Below are 16,697 nucleotides of genomic sequence, written 5' to 3'. Positions count from 1 at the left end.
CGAAGTGGGCCGCTCTATGACCGCCGACAGCCGCCCATTGCGGATCATTCAATGGGCCACCGGCGCCGTCGGCTCCGAGATGATCACCACCATCCTCGATCACCGCCCCGACCTCGAGTTGGTCGGAGCCCGCGTGTATTCCGACGCCAAGAACGGGGTCGACATCGGGACCCTGGTCAACAGAGCGCCCATCGGCGTCACCGCCACCACCGATGTTGCCGCGATCCGCGCGCTGGACGCCGACCTCGTGTTGTACGCACCGTCTTTCACCGACCTCGACGATGTCTGTGCGTTGCTCGAGAGCGGGAAGAACGTGGCAACGCCGTCATTTCTGTTCCACCCTCGGCGCATTCCCGAGGCCGACCGGGACAAGGTCCTGGCGGCGTGCGAGAAGGGCAACAGCACCATCCACGGCAGCGGGCTCAACCCGGGCAATCTGTCTGGTGTGCTGCCGCTGGCACTGTCGGGTATGAGTCGCACGATCGAGCGCCTGACGCTCCAGGAGAGGGCCGATTGGACGCTGTGGGAGAGCACCGGAATCACCTTCGATGGAATGTGGTTCGGCCGACCGGTTGACGAGGTGACCCCCACGGCCAACACGTACCTGAGTTTTCTGACGAAGCTGTTCGTCGAGCAGACCTGGTTCATCTCCGACAGCTTGAATGCCGACATCGACGGCGTCTCGGTGACCCTGGAAACGGTGCCGGCAACCAAAGACCTCCAGGTCTTCGATCACGTGGTGCGGCAGGGCAGCACGGCCGGACAGCGCTGGAATTTCATCGGACATCGGAACGGTGAACCGCTGATCGAATTCGAAACGCTCTGGACCGTCGGCGGTGAGTATCCCGACCACTGGCCGCAACCGCTCGATGGCTGGACACTGACCATCGAGGGCGATCCCTCAATGCGCACGCACTTCTTTCCGCTGGCCAGCTTCTCGCGTGAGGCGTCGATTGAGGAGCACGTCCGCGCGGGCCTCATCACGGTGGCGATGCAGGTCGTCAATGCCATCCCGGCGGTCTGCGCGGCGCCCGCAGGGTTCGCGACGATGGCGGATCTGCCACTCATTCGCAGCTACACGGGATTCGGAAACAAGCCCTGACATCGCTCGGCGTCAGTTAGCCGCTGCAATTGGTCCAGTGCGCGACAAACGGTGCAATGACCGACAGGTCATACAGCCCCGGCTCAGCCGCGACGACTGTGGGTATGGCGTTGATCGCGTGCATTGCGGTGGCCAGGCACCCCTGTTCGGCGTGGTCTTCACCGGGAGAACCGATTTCGAGGTGTATCCGCATATTCGGCTCACCCTCGAAGGCGAGCTCGTATCCAATCTCGTTCGGCCAATGCGGGGCCAGATCGTCAGCCATGCGGGTGAGATGCTCGACCGATATCGTCGTCTCGCCGCAGTCGACGACCACGCCGAACCGCATGGCGCCGACGGTGCCCGAGGGGATCTCGCCCGCGGCGACGGTCAGCGCGCGCGGCGTCGTCACGACCTCACGGAAGCCCTCGACCGCACGGATTCGCAGGCCGAGCGCCTGAGCAAGCACCGTCGCGCTACCGATCCATGCACTGGCCGCGTACTCGGCGTTGGCGAGCAGTGGGGTTGTGTCGTCGGGTGCGTGCCCGAAACCCATGGCATTGAAGATCAGGTCGTGACTGGCGTAGGTGGAGTAGTTGAGCACTTCGCGGACGGTGATCCGGTTCGTCTGCTGGGTGAGCCGCGACAGTAGGGGCGCGATCGACTCGCCGAAGAAGCCCGGGTACAGGCCCACCCCGAGGAACGATGATTTTCCTGTCTCACAGGCATTTTCGATGCCGTCGGCCAGCGAATCGTGCAGTGAGCGCGGATGGATGAACCTGCTGCCCGTTGCGACAACATTCTTACCCGAGGCGAGCAGGTCGCAGACGTCGGCGAAGCAGCCCGGGGTGTCGGTCTCGACCTTGCCCATGTAGAGCACCACGTCGGCGTCGGTGGCGATGATGGCGTCGCGGTCGTCACTGGTGACCACTCCCGCCTCGCCGACGCCGCACAACGTGCCCGCGTCGACACCGGCTTTTGCCGGATCGTAGACACGAACACCGACGACCGTGAGATCGGCCCTACCGAGGATGTGGCGAAGCGCCATCATCCCCGTCACTCCGGTCGCCCACTGAATCACTCGCGTCATACGGTCGCTACCTCAATCCCACACGACGTCAAGTCGAGGGGGCGAGCGGAACATCGTTCCGGTGATGTAGGGCGCCGGGGCGTCGGGATCGAGCCGCAATCCGGGTAATTCGTCGAACAACGCGTTGAAGATCTTCGTGGTCTCGAGTCGAGCCAGATGCATGCCCAGGCAGACGTGGGCCCCGTGCGCGAACCCGATGTGCGGCTTGCGTTCCCGGAAGATGTCGAATTTCTCCGGTTCGTTCCACCGTGTTTCGTCGTGGTTCGCGCTACCGAGGCTGAGCATCATCGTCGCGCCTTCGGGTACGCGAACTCCGCCGATCTCGGTGTCGCAGGTGACCTCGCGCATGAAGTTGAGCAGCGGGGTTTCCCAGCGGATACCTTCTTCGATGGCCTGCGGCAGCAGGGTGCGGTCGGCGCGAACCGCGTCGAGCTGATCGGGATGGGTCAGCAGTGCGTAGGCCAGACTGGCGGTCGAGCGTGATGTGGTCTCGGCGCCGGCGGGCAGCAGGTTGCGCATGAAACCGTAGATCTGTTCGTCGGACATCTTCACGCCGTTGACCTCTGCGGCCGCGAGGATGGACACCATGTCGTCCTTGGGCTCCTTGCGCCGGTCGGCAAGGATCCCGACGAAATACTCCTTCATCTTCGCCGATGCCCGCATCGCGCAGTCCATATCGCCGCGGAAGCCCAGTAGGTCGATCGCCAGTCGGTGGAAGTGCAGGACATCGGAATCAGGAAGTCCCAGTAGGGCTGCGATCACCCGCACCGGAATCGGCATGAACACCGCGTCGACCAGGTCGGCACGCTTGGCGTCCTTGATCTTGGCAATAGTTCGGTCGACCAGCGGGCCGACGAGTTCGGTGTCCCAACGCTTCATCGATGAGCGAGCGAAGGCGAACTCGTGGAGCTTGCGGTAGATCGCGTGTTCGGGGTCCTGCATCTCGAGGATGGTCGGGCCCTGCAGTGGCCGCACGACATCCTCGTAGCAGCGGGTGCTGAAGGTGATGTTGTCGGTGAAGATCGCCTTGACGGTGTCGAACGTGTACGCCGTGAAGGTCGGCGGGCCGTCTCCCGAATTGCCGATCATGCCCATCTCGGGCCACCCGGCGTGCACCGGCGCCTGCGCGCGCAGCTCCTTGAGGAAGGGATACGGGGTGGCGTCACCGTCGGCGCCCATGCCTGCATTGAATTTGTCTTGGGCGTCTCGAATGCTCTGCTCGAGATCCTCGACGCTCGCCGGCTCGAACATGCGACGACTCCTCACTGCGGATCGGCCGCTATCAACATACACCCTGGTGGTTGCCGACCTCCATCATGTACGTTGGGCCGAAGCCAAGCCATTGTCTCAGCGAAAAGCACACCCGGAGCGTTCGATTGGTAACTCGAGTCGTTCAATGGGCCACGGGCGCCGTCGGTCGCGCGGCGCTGGCGGAACTCATTGAGAACCCTGATTTTCAATTGGCCGGGGTGCTGGTGTACGACCCGGCGAAGGCCGGTCAGGATGCCGGGTCGCTTTGCGGCCTTCCGGCGACCACCGGCGTGCTCGCTACCACAGACAAGAACGAGATCTTCGGACTCGGCGCCGACGTCGTCATCCATGCCGCCAGCAAGGCCCATGCCGTCGACACCAACGCCGACGACATCTGCCGACTGCTCGCGGCCGGCACCGACGTCATCACGACGACGTCCTACAACCACCTGCCCACCTACGGCGCCGAGACCGAAGCGGCCTTCGCGGAAGCCTGTCGCGCGGGACAGTCCCGCTTCCACGCCGCGGGCGAGAATCCGGGCTTCATGTTCGAACGCCTGGTGGCCACCGTGACCGGACTGAGCAAGACGATCGATCGAATCGACCTCTACGAAGCAACCGATGTTTCGGCGGTCGACAGCCGACCCATGCTCGTCGATCTTATGGGTATGGGCAGACCGCCCGAAGACGTCAGCGTCGACTCGCCGATCATCAAGAAGCTCGACATGGCGTACCGCCAGGCGCTCAACGCCACCGCCGACGTTCTCGGCGTCACGCTCTCGCACGTCGAGGTGTCCGTCGACGCCACCACGCTTCCGCACGACCTCGAGGTGCTGGCGGGCACCATCGAAGCGGGAACGGTCGTCGGCCAACGGTTCTCATGGGTCGGACACTGGTCAGGCCGCCCCTTGTTGGCGATTCACGAGGAATGGGTGCTGACGCGCGATCTACCCCAGTGGGGACTGAAGCCGCTGGCCGCCGGAGAGAAGGCGCCGTTGATCCGCGCCGTCATCAAGGGCGAACCGAGTTTCGAGCTCGCACTCGACGTCGGCTGGGACGGCAAGGTGCCCAGCGGACAGCACGCCCAACCGGGGCATCTGATGATCGCGATGGGCGCAGTCCGGGCGATCCCCTACGTGAGGGCCCAGCCGCCGGGGATCGTCACGGCGCCGGTGTTCGGGGCGATCCAGCTGGGCAGTCGACGCCGAAACTGAGCCTGCGGGAAATTCGCGCCATCGTCGGGCACATGCTCAGTCTCGGCGGGAACTCACCGCGCGCGAGATGTTGTCGCTGGGCGCCGCGTGGAAGACGTGTCCGCTTCCGTCCGGTAGCACCCGCCGCGCGATCAGGTAATCGGAGCCCAGCCAGCCCTGCCTGATGTAGCGGCCGAACCGCAGGAACGTCCCCGGGGCTCCGCTCGCCGACGGCACGAGCTTGACCTGCTCGATTCCCTCTTTGACCCCTCCGCCGGTCAGCGGCCTCGCCGCCGCCAGACCCCGCGCGATCACGGTTGCGACGTCGTGGCACAGGCCCGGCATCGAGTGCGCCGGCCGGCGGCCGTACCGCGCCTCGAAACGGTCGAGGAACCCCTGACCGACATCGTTGCGCTCGTCGTAGCTGTCGAGACCCACCCAGCCGCGCAGGTGGCGCATCCACTCGGCGTTGATGTGTGCCATCTCGAACGCCGTCGTGGTGTAACGCGGCGGATCCCAGCCGGCACTCTCCAGGGCGTCTGAGAAGCCCAACAACCCGTGGCCGAAGCCAACGTGGACAAGGGCATCGGGACCGGTGGCCCGAAGTTCGGCGACCACCGCCGCCTTGTCCGCTTCGACCTGCGGGATGGCCGCCGTGGCCACGACCTTCAATCCCGCTGCGGAATAAGCCTTCTCGGCGAACGCCAGATACTCCTTGCCGATGAGAGAGGCCTCATATGCGATGGCGATACGCGACCTTTCATCGCCGAGCATCACCGCGGCGAGCATGACGGGCTCCTCGGGCATCGACCCGTTGTTGAGCGCGAACGTCCACTCCCCCAGCGCCTCCTCCGATCCCGACAGGATGAGATTCGGGACCTTGGCGACCCGGTTGGCGTGCGCGGACAGCGGCACCGCGTTGTCGGAGACGTACGGACCGAAGATCACCAGGCAGCCTTCGGCGACCAGCTCGTCGTAACCGCGTTCGACGGCGTGGTACGTGCCGTTGGGCAAACCGATGACGTCGCGGCGCACCACCTCGATCGGCCGGTCGACGAGCCCTGCGGAAACCGCTTCGTCGAACACCAGGCGCAACGTGTCGACCGTGTCGTCCTCGGTGCCGGACCGGGTCGGATAGTCGTTGAGCAAACCGACTTTCAGCGGGGCGACCGAACCGTACGCGCGAACACCTTCGTCTGCCACATCCAGCAACATACAACATGCAGGTTGTCTGCCAAGCTAACCTACACGGTGAATGTTGCTAGCATGCTCGGCATGGCCAAGCGTGGGGGCACGGACTCCGAGCGACGCGCTCGCGGAGATCAAACCCGTCGCCATCTCATCGATGCCGGGCGCATCCTGTTCGTGGAGAAGGGTTACTTCAACACCAGCATCGGCGACTTGGTCACGACCTCGGGCGTCGGCACCCGCGGCGCCTTCTATCACCACTTCAAGGACAAGGCCGAACTCTTCCGCGCGGTGTTCGAGGAGGTCGAGCGGGACCTCACCCTGCGCTCGCTGTCCTCCCCGCCGCGCGGCGCGGACTCGTGGGAACGCCTCTGCGCAGGTCTTCACGGCTTCCTCGAGTCTGCGCTCGAACCCGAGGTGCAGCGCATCATGTTGGTCGACGGACCCGTCGTCCTGGGCTGGCGGACACTGCGCGCGATCCAGGAAGACAACAGCATCGCGTTGATCAACGAGATGGTGCGCAACGCCATCGCCGAAGGCAGCATCGACGATCTGCCCGTGGCCGAGCTCACGCACATGCTCGTCGCATCGCTCGAGGAGGGCGCGCTTCTGGTGGCACACGCGAAAAGCCCCGCCCGGGCACGCGGTCGTGCGGCACGGATTCTCGACCGGCTTCTGCTCAGCTTCGCGACGGAGCCGCGCAAGGTCGTCAGGCGGTAGCAGTTGATTCACCACTCCGGGATTACGGCCGACGCCACGGAAATGCGCGTTTCCATTTTTGATTATCGTTCTTCTACCGGGCTGATAATGTTGCTTCGCCCCCGTTTCGAGGAGATTTGATGTCGGATGCGCCACCACTGCGAGTCGCTGTCGTCGGAGCGTCTGCGGGTCTGGGCCGCTGCATCGGTATCGGGCTCGCAAAGGAGGGCGCCCGCGTCGCGTTCCTCGCGAGGCGTCGTGACCGCCTCGAGAACGCCGCCAAGGAGGCGGGCAACGGTGCGGTGGCCGTCGCGTGTGACGTCACGGATGCGGACGCCTGTCACCGCGCCACGACAGCCGTCGTCGAAGAATTCGGCGGTCTCGACGCCCTCGTCTACACGACCGGCGTCGGCGTCCTCGCCCCGCTGACCGAGGTGACGGCCGAGCAATGGGCAAATCTGTTCGCCACCAACGTCACCGGCGCCTCACTCATCACCGCGGCGGCCGCACCTCACCTGGCCGCCACCGCGGGCTCGGCGGTCTACCTCTCGTCGCTCAGCGCGTCCTACTCCGCCCCATGGCCCCTGCTGGGTGCCTACGCGGTGTCGAAGGCAGCGTTGGACAAATTGGTCGAGGCGTGGCGCATCGAACACCCGAACATCGGCTTCACCCGCCTGGCCGTCGGCGACTGCTTCGGCGGAGAAGGAGACTCCCAGACCGAGTTCAACAAGACCTGGGACCCGCAGGCGCTCGAGAACGCCATCCGGTTCTGGATGGACAACGGTTACATGCAGGGCGGCCTCGTCGAGGCCGATCACCTCGTTGACGTCGTCCACAACGTACTTCGTTGCGGAAACAGCAGTTTCATCCCTTATCTGACATTGGCTCCCAGACCGTCGGGCGCCGTGGCCGAACTTCGACAGTGGTGAAGGACACTTGGTGACACACGAATCACGCATGCTCATCGACGGCAAGCTCGTCGAATCCGAAACAAGCCGGAAGTTCGACAACATCAACCCCGCGACCGAGGAGGTCCTCGGGGGCACCGCCGACGGCACCCGCGCCGACATGGAACGGGCGGTGGCGGCCGCCCGACACGCGTTCGACCACAGCGACTGGTCCCGAGACGGTGAAGCCAGAGCGGCAGGACTGCGTCAACTGCAAGCGGCGCTGGAAGCCGAACGCGAGGAGATGCGCAGCGAGCTCATCGCAGAGGCCGGCTGCCCGCTGCTGAGCACCTTCGGACCACAACTGGACGTGCCGCTCAAGGAGGCCTTGAGTTGGCCGGCCGATATGATCAGCCAGTTCCCCTGGAAGCGAACGCTTCCCGACAAGGACGCCTTCGGCATGGGCACCCTCGCCGCCCGTGAAGTGTGGAAGGAACCGGTCGGGGTGGTTGGCGTCGTCACGCCGTGGAACTTCCCGGTCGAGATCATCCTCAACAAGATCGGCCCAATCCTGGCGATGGGCAACACGATGGTGCTCAAGCCCGCTCCCGATACGCCCTGGAACGCCACCCGCATCGGCCGGATCATCGCCGAGCAGACCGACATTCCGCCGGGAGTGATCAACATCGTCACCTCGTCGGACCATCTGGTCGGCGAGGTGCTCTCGACGTCTCCCCTCGTCGACATGGTGGCCTTCACCGGGTCGACGGCGACGGGGCGACGCATCATGAAGGCCGCGGCCGACACCGTCAAACCGACATTCCTCGAACTCGGTGGGAAATCGGTGTATCTGGTGCTCGACGACGATGGCGACATCAGCGCGACAGTGGGCGGCAGCGCGTTCATCTCCATGCATGCCGGACAGGGCTGTGCCATGCCGACCCGGTTGCTGGTGCCCAACAAGCGCTACGCCGAGGCGGTCGAGATCGTCAAGGTCGCCATGGAGAAGAACAAGTACGGTGACCCCACCGACCCCTCCGTGCTGCAAGGCCCCCAGGTATCAAAGCGCCAGCAGGACAGGGTGATGAGCTATATCGAGAAGGGCAAGCAGGAAGGGGCACGGGTCGTCACCGGCGGCAACATCCCCGCCCACCTTTCGAAGGGATTCTTCGTCGAGCCAACGGTTTTCGCCGACGTCGACAACCGGATGACGATCGCCCAGGAGGAAATCTTCGGCCCGGTGCTGTCGGTCATCGGATTCGACGACGACGACGATGCGGTGCGCATAGCCAACGACTCCATCTACGGCTTGTCGGGCGTGGTGTTCGCCAAGGACCTGGAGCGGGCCAAGTCGGTCGCCGGCCGAATCCGTACCGGGACCCTCGGGATCAACGGCGGTCTCTGGTACGGCGCGGACGCCCCCTTCGGCGGGTACAAGCAATCCGGCATCGGACGGCAATGCGGCATCGAAGGCCTCGAAATCTTCACCGAAACTAAAACTGTCGGCTGGCCAAAGGAGTCGTAGATGAAATCTCGAGCCGCCGTGCTCCGCGGAGTGGGCATCGACTGGGAAGTCACCGACGTCGAGCTGGACCCGCCCCGCGCCGGCGAGGTGTTGGTCAAGATGGCCTACGCCGGAATCTGTCATTCCGACGAGCACTTCTTCACAGGCGACAGCGTGCCGAGCCCGGAGATGGAAGAACTGATGCGGGCCTCCGGCGTGCCGGTGCCCGAATGGTTCCCGATGCTCGGCGGGCATGAGGGGTCGGGCATCGTCGAAGAAGTCGGCCCTGAGGTCAGGACGCTCAAACCCGGTGACCACGTGGCGATCTCGTTCTTCCCCGCCTGTGGGTCCTGCCGTTGGTGCGTGACCGGACACACCTATCTGTGCGACGTCGGTGCCGACATCTACAGCAAGGCGATGACCACCGACGGCACGTGCAGGCGCCATGTCGGCGACGAAGACCTGATGGCGATGATGCAGGTCGGCACCTTCTCCGAGTACGTCGTAGCGTCCGAACGCTCGCTGGTGAAGGTCAACGACTGGATCCCGCTGGAGGCGGCATCTCTCGTATCCTGCGGTGTCACAACGGGTTTCGGATCCGGATCGGTGGCAGCAGGCACACAGGCCGGTGACACCGTCGTGGTGGTGGGCGTCGGCGGTATCGGCATGAACGCCGTGCAGGGCGCGAGAGTCGCCGGCGCCAAGCACATCGTCGCCGTCGACCCGAACGAGTTCAAACGCGAGATCGCGCCCACCTTCGGGGCGACGCACACCGCCGTCGATGCCGGCGCGGCCCTGGAACTGGTCAAGGAGATCACCTGGGGTGTGATGGCCGACCGTGTCGTGTTGACGCCGGGGGTGGTGCCGACCGATCTCGTAATGGTGGCGCTGATGCTGCTGCGCAAGGGCGGCACCTGCGTGCTCACCGGCATGGCGAAGGTCAGCGACCTGATGATTCCGCTGAGCCTGCCCGACATGGTGAGTTCGTGTAAGACCCTCAAAGGGGTCCTCTACGGCGAGATGAATCCCCGCGAAGCCATGCCCAGACTGCTGTCGATGTACGAGGCCGGCACTCTCAAGCTCGACGAGTTGGTCACGCAGAAGTACAAGCTGGACGACATCAACGAGGCGATGAAGGATCTGCGATCCGGAAGCAACATCCGGGGCGTCATCGCTTTCTGAGCAAGCGGTAGGACCTCTTTCAAGACAACGCGGGGCCAGTGCAGGGTAGAGTCGCTTTCATCAGGGGCTGAGCCCACGCCTCCCAGTGATGTGCCTGTCTGCAGGGGTGTGATGCTTTCCAGTCCGACGTCGTTTTGCACGGTGACGACCCGAACGCGACCGCTCGTTTCGCGTCTATGCATCGTCAGCGCAGCTGACCGATGAGCAGCGACGGGACCGTGAGAGCCGAGGCGCCCGACGAGGCAGCCGCCTGGCAGTCCGTTCCTCACCCCGTGGTGAAGGTCGACCACTCGGGAGTCATCCAGGGATTGAGTGTGTCCGCGCGCGCCTTACTTGCCGACGCTGAGATCGGCACCAGGCTGGCGGACGCGACGCCGTGGCTGGCGCGCGCCCACGACCGCTTTCTAAGCGATCAGTCGGCCGACACCGGGAAAGCGTCGACCACCGGGAAGCTCAATGGGCGCGATTTCGAGGCACGCCCCGCGGCGCTGGCCGGCGGCGAGGTCGCGTGGTGGCTGGTCGAGGCCGCCCACCGGTCGCTGTGGGATGTGCAGCAGGAGCTGGCCAGGGAACGGAAACGCGCGGCACTTCTCGATGACGTCTCGGCGGTGTTGATGGCGTCGCTGAACTTCGAGCGCTGTATGGAGGCGACGGCGCAGATGGCGGAGCGCCATCTCGCGGACGCGGCGGTGGTCGTCGCGCCTGTCAGAGGTGCGCGGATGCCCGTGGTCTGCAGCGGACCCGATGGCGCCGCCGAACACCGCAGCGTGGATGCCGACCCGGCCGAGGTGTCGGGGCTGGGCGAGGCGCTTCGCGGGTTCCCGCCGGTGCCATCCCGCTGGATCGATCCCGCGTCGGTGCCGGACTGGTTGATTCCCTCGCATTTCGTCGGGCAGGTGGGGTCGGTCCTCATCACGCCGCTGCCCGGGCACGGCGTTCCCGCGGGCGCGCTGGTGCTGCTACGCCGCGACACGCACACGGTGTTCACCGAGAGTGAGGAACGATTCGCCCGGCTGTTCGCGACGCGTGCGGGTGCGGCGCTCTCCGCGGCGCGGCTGTACGCCGAACAGTCGGCAATCACACGCACCCTGATGCGCGAGCTGCTGCCGCCTCAATTGGGACCGAACGGGGATTTCGAGCTTGCCGGCGGCTACCGTGCGTCAGCCGACCATGAGTTTGTCGGTGGCGACTTCTATGACGTCCACCCCGCCGCGGACCCTGATGGCGAGACGCTAGTCGTCCTCGGTGACGTCTGCGGCAAGGGTCTGGAGGCCGCGGTACTCAGCGGCAAGATCCGCAACACGCTGCAAGCGCTGGCGCCGCTCGCCGACCAGCACGAAGCGGTGCTCAAGCTGCTCAACAGCGCTCTGTTGACCCCCGACAACAGCCGTTTCGCCACAATGGTGCTCGCCTCCGTCGCGCGCCGCGAGGGTCAGTTGAAGCTGCGGCTGACCTGCGCCGGGCACCCACCCCCGCTGATCGTGCGTAACGACGGGACAGTGGAGCAGGCAGACACCCGCGGAATGTTGGTCGGCGCCCTGCCGCAGTTCAAAGCGAGGTCGACCGAGGTTTCGCTCGCGCCGGGTGAGACGTGCCTGCTCTACACCGACGGCCTGTCCGAGGCCCGCGGCGGCCCACTCGGCCAGGAGGCCTTCGGCGACGAGCGCCTGATCGGCGCGCTGGCGCACTGCGCAGAACTGCCCGCCGAGGCAGTTGTCGAGCGGATGATGATGCTCGCTTCGGAGTGGGTAACCGGTCGGGAACACGACGACATGGCCGTCGTGGCCATCACGGCGCCGCGCCGGACACATCTCAGCGCGGTCGACGGCCACACCGCAGGTAGGTACATAGCGTGAGCGGATCGGACATCGGCGCGGGAGTAACCGCGACCGATTCCGCAGCGGTGCGCGAGCGTCTGTGGGAAGCAGCGCTCGACGCCGACGAGCAGGCCGCGGTCACCGCCGTCTTCGCCGCTGTGGACTCGGGCATGACGCCCGAGGACGCGCTGCTCGAGGTGATCGCGCCCGTCCAACGCAGGGTCGGCACGGAGTGGGCGGCCAACCGGATCACCGTTGCGCAGGAGCACGCGGCGACCGCGATCAACGATCGCGTCATCGCGGCTTTGTCGCAGCACCCGGCCGCCGGATCCCCCGACGAGGCCGGGCGCGTCACCGTGGCCTGCGTGGACGGCGAATGGCACGCGCTACCCGCGCGGCTGCTCGCCGAGGTTCTGCGTCTACGCGGCTGGCGGGTGGACTTCCTCGGTGCGCAGGTGCCGACGCCCCACCTGGTCGCGCACCTGCATCAGCACGCGCCCGACGCGGTCGCGCTGTCGTGCTCGATCCCGACCCGTCTACCCACAGCGCACGCCGCGATCAGTGCGTGCCAGGCCGCAGGCGTCTCCGTGCTCGTCGGCGGTGCGGCGTTCGGACCGGACGGCCGGTACGCGCAACTCTTGGGTGCCGACGCCTGGGCACCCGATGCCCGCGCCGCCGCGCAGTGCCTGCGCGCAGGCGTCGGCCGGCATCGCCTCACGCCGAACCGGCAAGCCGCCGACGAACTGCCGCACCTGGCCGACCAGGAGTACTCGATGGTCAGCACGGCCAAACCGCAGCTGGTCAAGTTCACCGTCGCCGAGTTGGGAAACCGTTTCCCCGCGATGCGGGACTACAGCGAAGCGCAACGCGACCACACCACCGAGGACATCGCCCACATCGTCGACTTCCTCGCGACCGCCCTCTACATCGACGACCCCGAGCTGTTCACCGGCTTCATCGTGTGGACGGCCGAGGTGCTCAGCTCCCGCGACGTACCGGCGACGTCGCTGATCCCCGCACTGGAGCTGCTGTCCGCCCAGCTGCAAGACTTTCCACGAGCTCAGCGTCACCTGGTCGCTGCGCGTACCGCCCTGACCCCCGACACCACACCGACCCAATGAAACTCACCCTGAAGACCGACGTCACGCCTCCGACGGCACGCATTCACCTCGCCGGCGACCTCGACTACGGACATACCGCACCCCTGATGGACGTCGTTTCCGATCTGCTGTCCACCGACGTCGGCGTGAAAGAACTGCGCCTCGACTGCACCGAGCTGGGGTTCTTCGACTCCACGGGACTGTCGGCACTGCTGGTGATCCACCGGGAGGCGGCACGCAGCGGTGCCGTGCTGCACCTCGACAACCGGCCGCCGCAGCTCGACCGCGTCTTGGAGATAACGGGCCTGCTCGAACATTTCACCTCGGGTGAGGCCACCGCTCCCCCACACCCAGACGAAATCGAGATCGGTTGACCGACATGACCGGACGCGTGGCCGCGCTGCAGCGCTACCCGGTGAAATCGATGCTCGGAGAAGTACGCGACCGGGTTCGGATCGGGCCCCTGGGCGTCGACGGTGACCGCCGGTACGCCCTCATCGACGAGGAGACCGGGCGCGTCGCCACCGCGAAGCACCCGAGGCGGTGGAGCGCACTGCTGCAGTGCGCGTCGATCACCAGCGAGGACGGTGGCGTCACCGTCACCTTGCCCGACGGGCGCAGCGTGCCGGTCACCGAGGCTGCCGCCCCGCTGTCCGAATTGCTGGGGCGCACAGTGCATATCGCCGACGAGCGGGCTGCCGGCGTGGTTCTCGAGCGGTCCGACCCACTGGAGGTGCTCGAGCACGGGATCGACGCCGAGTTCGATCCGGTGCTGCTCGAACTCGGGCAGGGCGCACCCGGCGGCGCATTCGTCGACCACTCCCCGGTGCATCTGATCACCACGGCCACGCTCGACGCGATCGGAGTGGGCATATCCGAGGCACTGCGGTACCGGCCCAACGTCGTCATCGACGTCGGGTCTGAGCCCTTCGTCGAGAACGAATGGGTGGGAGCCGAGATCGAACTCGGCGAGGTCACGCTGCGCGTCACTCTCCCAACCCCGCGCTGCGCGGTTCCGACACTCAAACATGGTGCAACCGAGCGACTCCCGGATGCGGTGCGGTACCTGCTGGAGCACAATCGCGTCGAGGTTCCCGGAGGAGGGAAGCTCCCATGCGCGGGGGTGTACGCCGAAGTTGTCGCCGTCGGCACCGTCAGCGCCGGCGACGAGGTGCGAGTACGCCCGCCGCAGCAGTGACCGCGCGGGTGACACGGCCGACGACCGGGCTGTCCAACTTCCAGCACTGCCAGAACAGCGGGACATCGAGATGCGCCCTCGCGATCCGCACAAACGATCCGTCGTCCAGTCGCGGACGGGCCAGCGCCTCGGGGAACATGCCCCACCCCAAGCCGGCCTCGACCGCAGCTCCGAAGCCCTCCGCGGTCGGCACGAAATGCTGTGGACGGGAAATGTCGCGTCGAAACACCTTGCGCACCAACATGTCCTGAAGGGCATCGTCACGATTCCACGCCAGCGACGGCGCCCGACCGGCCGCCGCCGCGGTGAAGCCGTCCGACAGATACCGGGCGCGGTACTCCGGACTGGCCACCGGGACATAGCGCATCACCCCCAGATGCTGCTCCCGGCAACCCGACACCGGCGCGCGCTCGGTTGTCACCGCACCCATCACCACGCCTTCGCGCAGCAGACGCGCCGAGTGGTCCTGGTCCTCGATGCGGATGTCGAACAGCACGTCGTCCAGGGCGGCAAACACCTCGGTGAACCACGTGGCCATCGAATCTGCGTTGACCGCGATGGCGATTCGCGGAACGGCGTCATGTCCGCCGCCCATCTCCGCGAGCGCCTCGGCCTCCAGCAGCGCCGTCTGCGCCGCCAGGCGTATCAGCGGGATGCCGGCTGCGGTTGCGGTGCAAGGCTTTTCACGTACGACCAGCACCTGGCCGATCCGCTGTTCGAGCGCCTTGATGCGCTGGCTGACCGCCGACGGCGTGACGTGCAGCCGCGCCGCCGCCGCGTCGAACGAACCGTGCTCGATCACCGCGGCGAACGCCGCCAGCTGCGCAGCGTCGACCGTCACATTAGTAATGCTAATGCTTGTACAGAATCATTAGCTGTACTGATGCCCGCCCCGGTCCTAGCGTCGGGGGCGTGACGTCTCCGCTGCTGGTGGGTTTCCTGGCCTCGTTGGCGCTGATCGCCGTGATCGGCGCACAGAACGCCTTCGTGCTGCGCCAGGGAATTCGCCGCGAGCATGTGCTGGCGGTCGCTGCGGTGTGCACGGTGTCCGACGTCGTGCTGATCGCCGCGGGGATCGCCGGGTTGGGGGCGGTTATCGGCGCGCATCCCGGCGCGGTCGACGTGGCCAGGTTCGGCGGGGCGGCGTTCCTCATCGGCTACGGAATCCTCGCGGCGCGACGCGCCCTGCGCCCCTCCGCGCTGACCCCCTCCGAGGAAGGGTCGGCGCGCCTGCTCGAGGTACTCCTCACCTGCCTCGCGCTGACCTGGTTGAACCCGCACGTCTATCTCGACACCGTGGTGCTGCTCGGCGCGCTGGCCAACGAACACCGCGACGGACGCTGGCTGTTCGGTGTCGGCGCGGTTACCGCCAGTGCGGTCTGGTTCTTCACCCTGGGGCTGGGCGCGCGCCGGTTGGCCGGGCTATTCGCGACGCCGACGACGTGGCGCGTCCTCGACGGCGTGATCGCGGCCGCGATGATCGGACTCGGCCTGTCATTGGCCTTGGCCTGACGCAATCGCCTGATGTCGCGGTCGTGGAAACGGGTATGAAGAGGTGATGACGAAACCCTCCACCTCAGGTAAGTCCGTTTTCATCACTGGAGCCGCCGCCGGTATCGGGCGCGCCACGGCGCTGACATTCGCCCGCGACGGATTCGTCGTCGGCGGCTACGACATCGACGAAGTCGGACTGAAATCGCTGGCCGACGACATCGAGCAGCTGGGCGGTGTCGCGCACACCGGCCACCTCGACGTCACCGATCCCGACGAGATGGCCACGCGGGTGCGGGAGTTCGCCGAGGCCGCCGGTGACCGGCTCGACGTGATGATCAACAACGCGGGAATCCTGCGGGCCGGACGCTTCGAGGAGATGGACATCGCCGGCCACCACAGGGAGATCGACATCAACGCCAAGGGTGTCGTCAACGGCCTGTATGCGGCGTTCCCCTACCTGCGCAAGACCCCGAACTCGGTCGTCGTGAACCTTTCCTCCGCGTCGGCGATCTACGGTCAGGCCGAGCTGGCCAACTACAGCGCCACGAAGTTCTTCGTCCGCGGGATCACCGAGGCGCTCGACATCGAGTGGAACCGATACGGCATTCGCGTCATCGCGATGTGGCCGCTGTACGTGCAGACCGCGATGACCCACGACGTCAAAACCGGCACCACGGAATCCCTCGGCATCCGGCTGACCGCCCAGGACATCGCCGATGCGATCGTCGAGGCCGTGGAACCGTCGAGGCTTCGGCGCGCCATCCATCAAGTGCACTTCCCGGTCGGAACGCAGACCAAGGTGATGACGTTGGCCTCGCGGTTCTCGCCGGGCTGGCTGACCCGTTACGCGAACAAGAAGCTGTCGCGCTCCTGAGCACCACCGTCATCCGGTGAGGTTCGATTCGCGCTGATCGCAACGGATGCCCGCGCGCAGGGTCCGACGTACGGTCCGCGCATGAACGAGGACTGGCTCGCCGTCATTGTCGGCCTTTCGCTGCTCGCGCTCGTCCTGG

Annotated in this window: 16 protein-coding genes; 12 read left to right on the top strand and 4 right to left on the bottom strand. The window is 66.1% G+C overall.

Annotated features, from left to right (window positions below; genetic code table 11):
* Window positions 1-16 precede the first annotated feature (16 nt).
* A complete protein-coding gene (locus tag AU198_RS16650; protein ID WP_064349341.1) occupies window positions 17-1,102 on the top strand; it encodes an NAD(P)H-dependent amine dehydrogenase family protein in 1,086 nt (361 codons plus the stop codon).
* A gap of 16 nt (window positions 1,103-1,118) precedes the next feature.
* Here AU198_RS16650 and AU198_RS16645 read toward each other — a convergent pair whose 3' ends face one another.
* Window positions 1,119-2,171: an NAD(P)H-dependent amine dehydrogenase family protein gene (locus AU198_RS16645; protein WP_064349339.1), complete on the bottom strand. Its 1,053-nt coding sequence runs from the start codon at window positions 2,169-2,171 to the stop codon at window positions 1,119-1,121.
* 12 nt (window positions 2,172-2,183) lie between these two features.
* Window positions 2,184-3,422 (bottom strand): cytochrome P450, encoded by a 1,239-nt coding sequence (locus AU198_RS16640; RefSeq protein WP_064349337.1) that lies wholly within the window; start codon window positions 3,420-3,422, stop codon window positions 2,184-2,186.
* Between the two features lie 125 nt (window positions 3,423-3,547).
* On the opposite strand from AU198_RS16640, the gene AU198_RS16635 reads away from it, so the two are divergent.
* Window positions 3,548-4,636: an NAD(P)H-dependent amine dehydrogenase family protein gene (locus tag AU198_RS16635; RefSeq protein ID WP_064349336.1), complete on the top strand. Its 1,089-nt coding sequence runs from the start codon at window positions 3,548-3,550 to the stop codon at window positions 4,634-4,636.
* A 36-nt stretch (window positions 4,637-4,672) separates the two neighbouring features.
* On the opposite strand, the gene AU198_RS16630 is transcribed toward AU198_RS16635, so the two are convergent.
* A complete protein-coding gene (locus AU198_RS16630; protein ID WP_064349500.1) occupies window positions 4,673-5,818 on the bottom strand; it encodes an ABC transporter substrate-binding protein in 1,146 nt (381 codons plus the stop codon).
* 72 nt (window positions 5,819-5,890) lie between these two features.
* Between AU198_RS16630 and AU198_RS16625 the strand changes: the two genes are divergently transcribed.
* The 8 genes from AU198_RS16625 (at window position 5,891) to AU198_RS16590 (ending at window position 14,190) form a co-directional block, all read left to right on the top strand.
* Entirely contained in the window at window positions 5,891-6,523 is a 633-nt protein-coding gene (locus AU198_RS16625; RefSeq protein ID WP_064349498.1) for a TetR/AcrR family transcriptional regulator, read from the top strand.
* 119 nt (window positions 6,524-6,642) lie between these two features.
* A complete protein-coding gene (locus AU198_RS16620) occupies window positions 6,643-7,431 on the top strand; it encodes an SDR family oxidoreductase (protein ID WP_064349334.1) in 789 nt (262 codons plus the stop codon).
* Between the two features lie 28 nt (window positions 7,432-7,459).
* Entirely contained in the window at window positions 7,460-8,914 is a 1,455-nt protein-coding gene (locus AU198_RS16615; protein ID WP_064349495.1) for an aldehyde dehydrogenase family protein, read from the top strand.
* Window positions 8,915-10,075: an NDMA-dependent alcohol dehydrogenase gene (locus AU198_RS16610; RefSeq protein ID WP_064349332.1), complete on the top strand. Its 1,161-nt coding sequence runs from the start codon at window positions 8,915-8,917 to the stop codon at window positions 10,073-10,075.
* Window positions 10,076-10,275: 200 nt separating this feature from the next.
* Window positions 10,276-11,931, top strand: coding sequence for a PP2C family protein-serine/threonine phosphatase (locus AU198_RS16605; protein ID WP_064349330.1), 1,656 nt, complete (start codon window positions 10,276-10,278; stop codon window positions 11,929-11,931).
* Window positions 11,928-13,013, top strand: a complete 1,086-nt coding sequence (locus tag AU198_RS16600; protein ID WP_231744690.1) for a cobalamin B12-binding domain-containing protein — start codon at window positions 11,928-11,930, stop codon at window positions 13,011-13,013. Before AU198_RS16605 ends, AU198_RS16600 begins: the two co-directional genes overlap by 4 nt.
* Entirely contained in the window at window positions 13,010-13,366 is a 357-nt protein-coding gene (locus tag AU198_RS16595; protein WP_064349329.1) for an STAS domain-containing protein, read from the top strand. The genes AU198_RS16600 and AU198_RS16595 overlap by 4 nt, the downstream gene beginning before the upstream one ends.
* Before the next feature lie 5 nt (window positions 13,367-13,371).
* Window positions 13,372-14,190, top strand: coding sequence for an MOSC domain-containing protein (locus AU198_RS16590; RefSeq protein WP_064349328.1), 819 nt, complete (start codon window positions 13,372-13,374; stop codon window positions 14,188-14,190).
* Here AU198_RS16590 and AU198_RS16585 read toward each other — a convergent pair.
* Complete coding sequence (locus tag AU198_RS16585) at window positions 14,147-15,040, bottom strand: LysR family transcriptional regulator ArgP (protein ID WP_502689300.1); 894 nt, start codon at window positions 15,038-15,040, stop codon at window positions 14,147-14,149. The genes AU198_RS16590 and AU198_RS16585 overlap by 44 nt on opposite strands.
* 62 nt (window positions 15,041-15,102) lie before the next feature.
* Here AU198_RS16585 and lysE point away from each other — a divergent pair, with 62 nt between their 5' ends.
* Window positions 15,103-15,702, top strand: coding sequence for an L-lysine exporter (gene lysE, locus AU198_RS16580; protein ID WP_064349324.1), 600 nt, complete (start codon window positions 15,103-15,105; stop codon window positions 15,700-15,702).
* A 46-nt stretch (window positions 15,703-15,748) separates the two neighbouring features.
* On the top strand, window positions 15,749-16,558 hold the full coding sequence (locus tag AU198_RS16575; protein ID WP_064349491.1) for an SDR family oxidoreductase: 810 nt from the start codon (window positions 15,749-15,751) through the stop codon (window positions 16,556-16,558).
* Window positions 16,559-16,697 lie beyond the last annotated feature (139 nt).

Origin of the sequence: Mycobacterium sp. GA-1199 (genome assembly GCF_001500045.1) — a bacterium.
GTDB lineage: Bacteria > Actinomycetota > Actinomycetes > Mycobacteriales > Mycobacteriaceae > Mycobacterium.
Note: the sequence above shows the minus strand (reverse complement) of the source record. Positions and strands in the feature narration are given on the sequence as shown.

Bases quoted from the DNA above. Each gene is read 5' to 3' on its own strand.
- AU198_RS16650 (WP_064349341.1), top strand. From the start codon at position 17: ATGACCGCCGACAGCCGCCCATTGCGGATCATTCAATGGGCCACCGGC.
- AU198_RS16645 (WP_064349339.1), bottom strand. From the start codon at position 2,171: ATGACGCGAGTGATTCAGTGGGCGACCGGAGTGACGGGGATGATGGCG.
- AU198_RS16615 (WP_064349495.1), top strand. From the start codon at position 7,460: ATGCTCATCGACGGCAAGCTCGTCGAATCCGAAACAAGCCGGAAGTTC.
- AU198_RS16610 (WP_064349332.1), top strand. From the start codon at position 8,915: ATGAAATCTCGAGCCGCCGTGCTCCGCGGAGTGGGCATCGACTGGGAA.
- AU198_RS16605 (WP_064349330.1), top strand. From the start codon at position 10,276: ATGAGCAGCGACGGGACCGTGAGAGCCGAGGCGCCCGACGAGGCAGCC.
- AU198_RS16620 (WP_064349334.1), top strand. From the start codon at position 6,643: ATGTCGGATGCGCCACCACTGCGAGTCGCTGTCGTCGGAGCGTCTGCG.
- AU198_RS16590 (WP_064349328.1), top strand. From the start codon at position 13,372: ATGACCGGACGCGTGGCCGCGCTGCAGCGCTACCCGGTGAAATCGATG.
- AU198_RS16625 (WP_064349498.1), top strand. From the start codon at position 5,891: ATGGCCAAGCGTGGGGGCACGGACTCCGAGCGACGCGCTCGCGGAGAT.
- AU198_RS16595 (WP_064349329.1), top strand. From the start codon at position 13,010: ATGAAACTCACCCTGAAGACCGACGTCACGCCTCCGACGGCACGCATT.
- AU198_RS16575 (WP_064349491.1), top strand. From the start codon at position 15,749: ATGACGAAACCCTCCACCTCAGGTAAGTCCGTTTTCATCACTGGAGCC.
- AU198_RS16640 (WP_064349337.1), bottom strand. From the start codon at position 3,422: ATGTTCGAGCCGGCGAGCGTCGAGGATCTCGAGCAGAGCATTCGAGAC.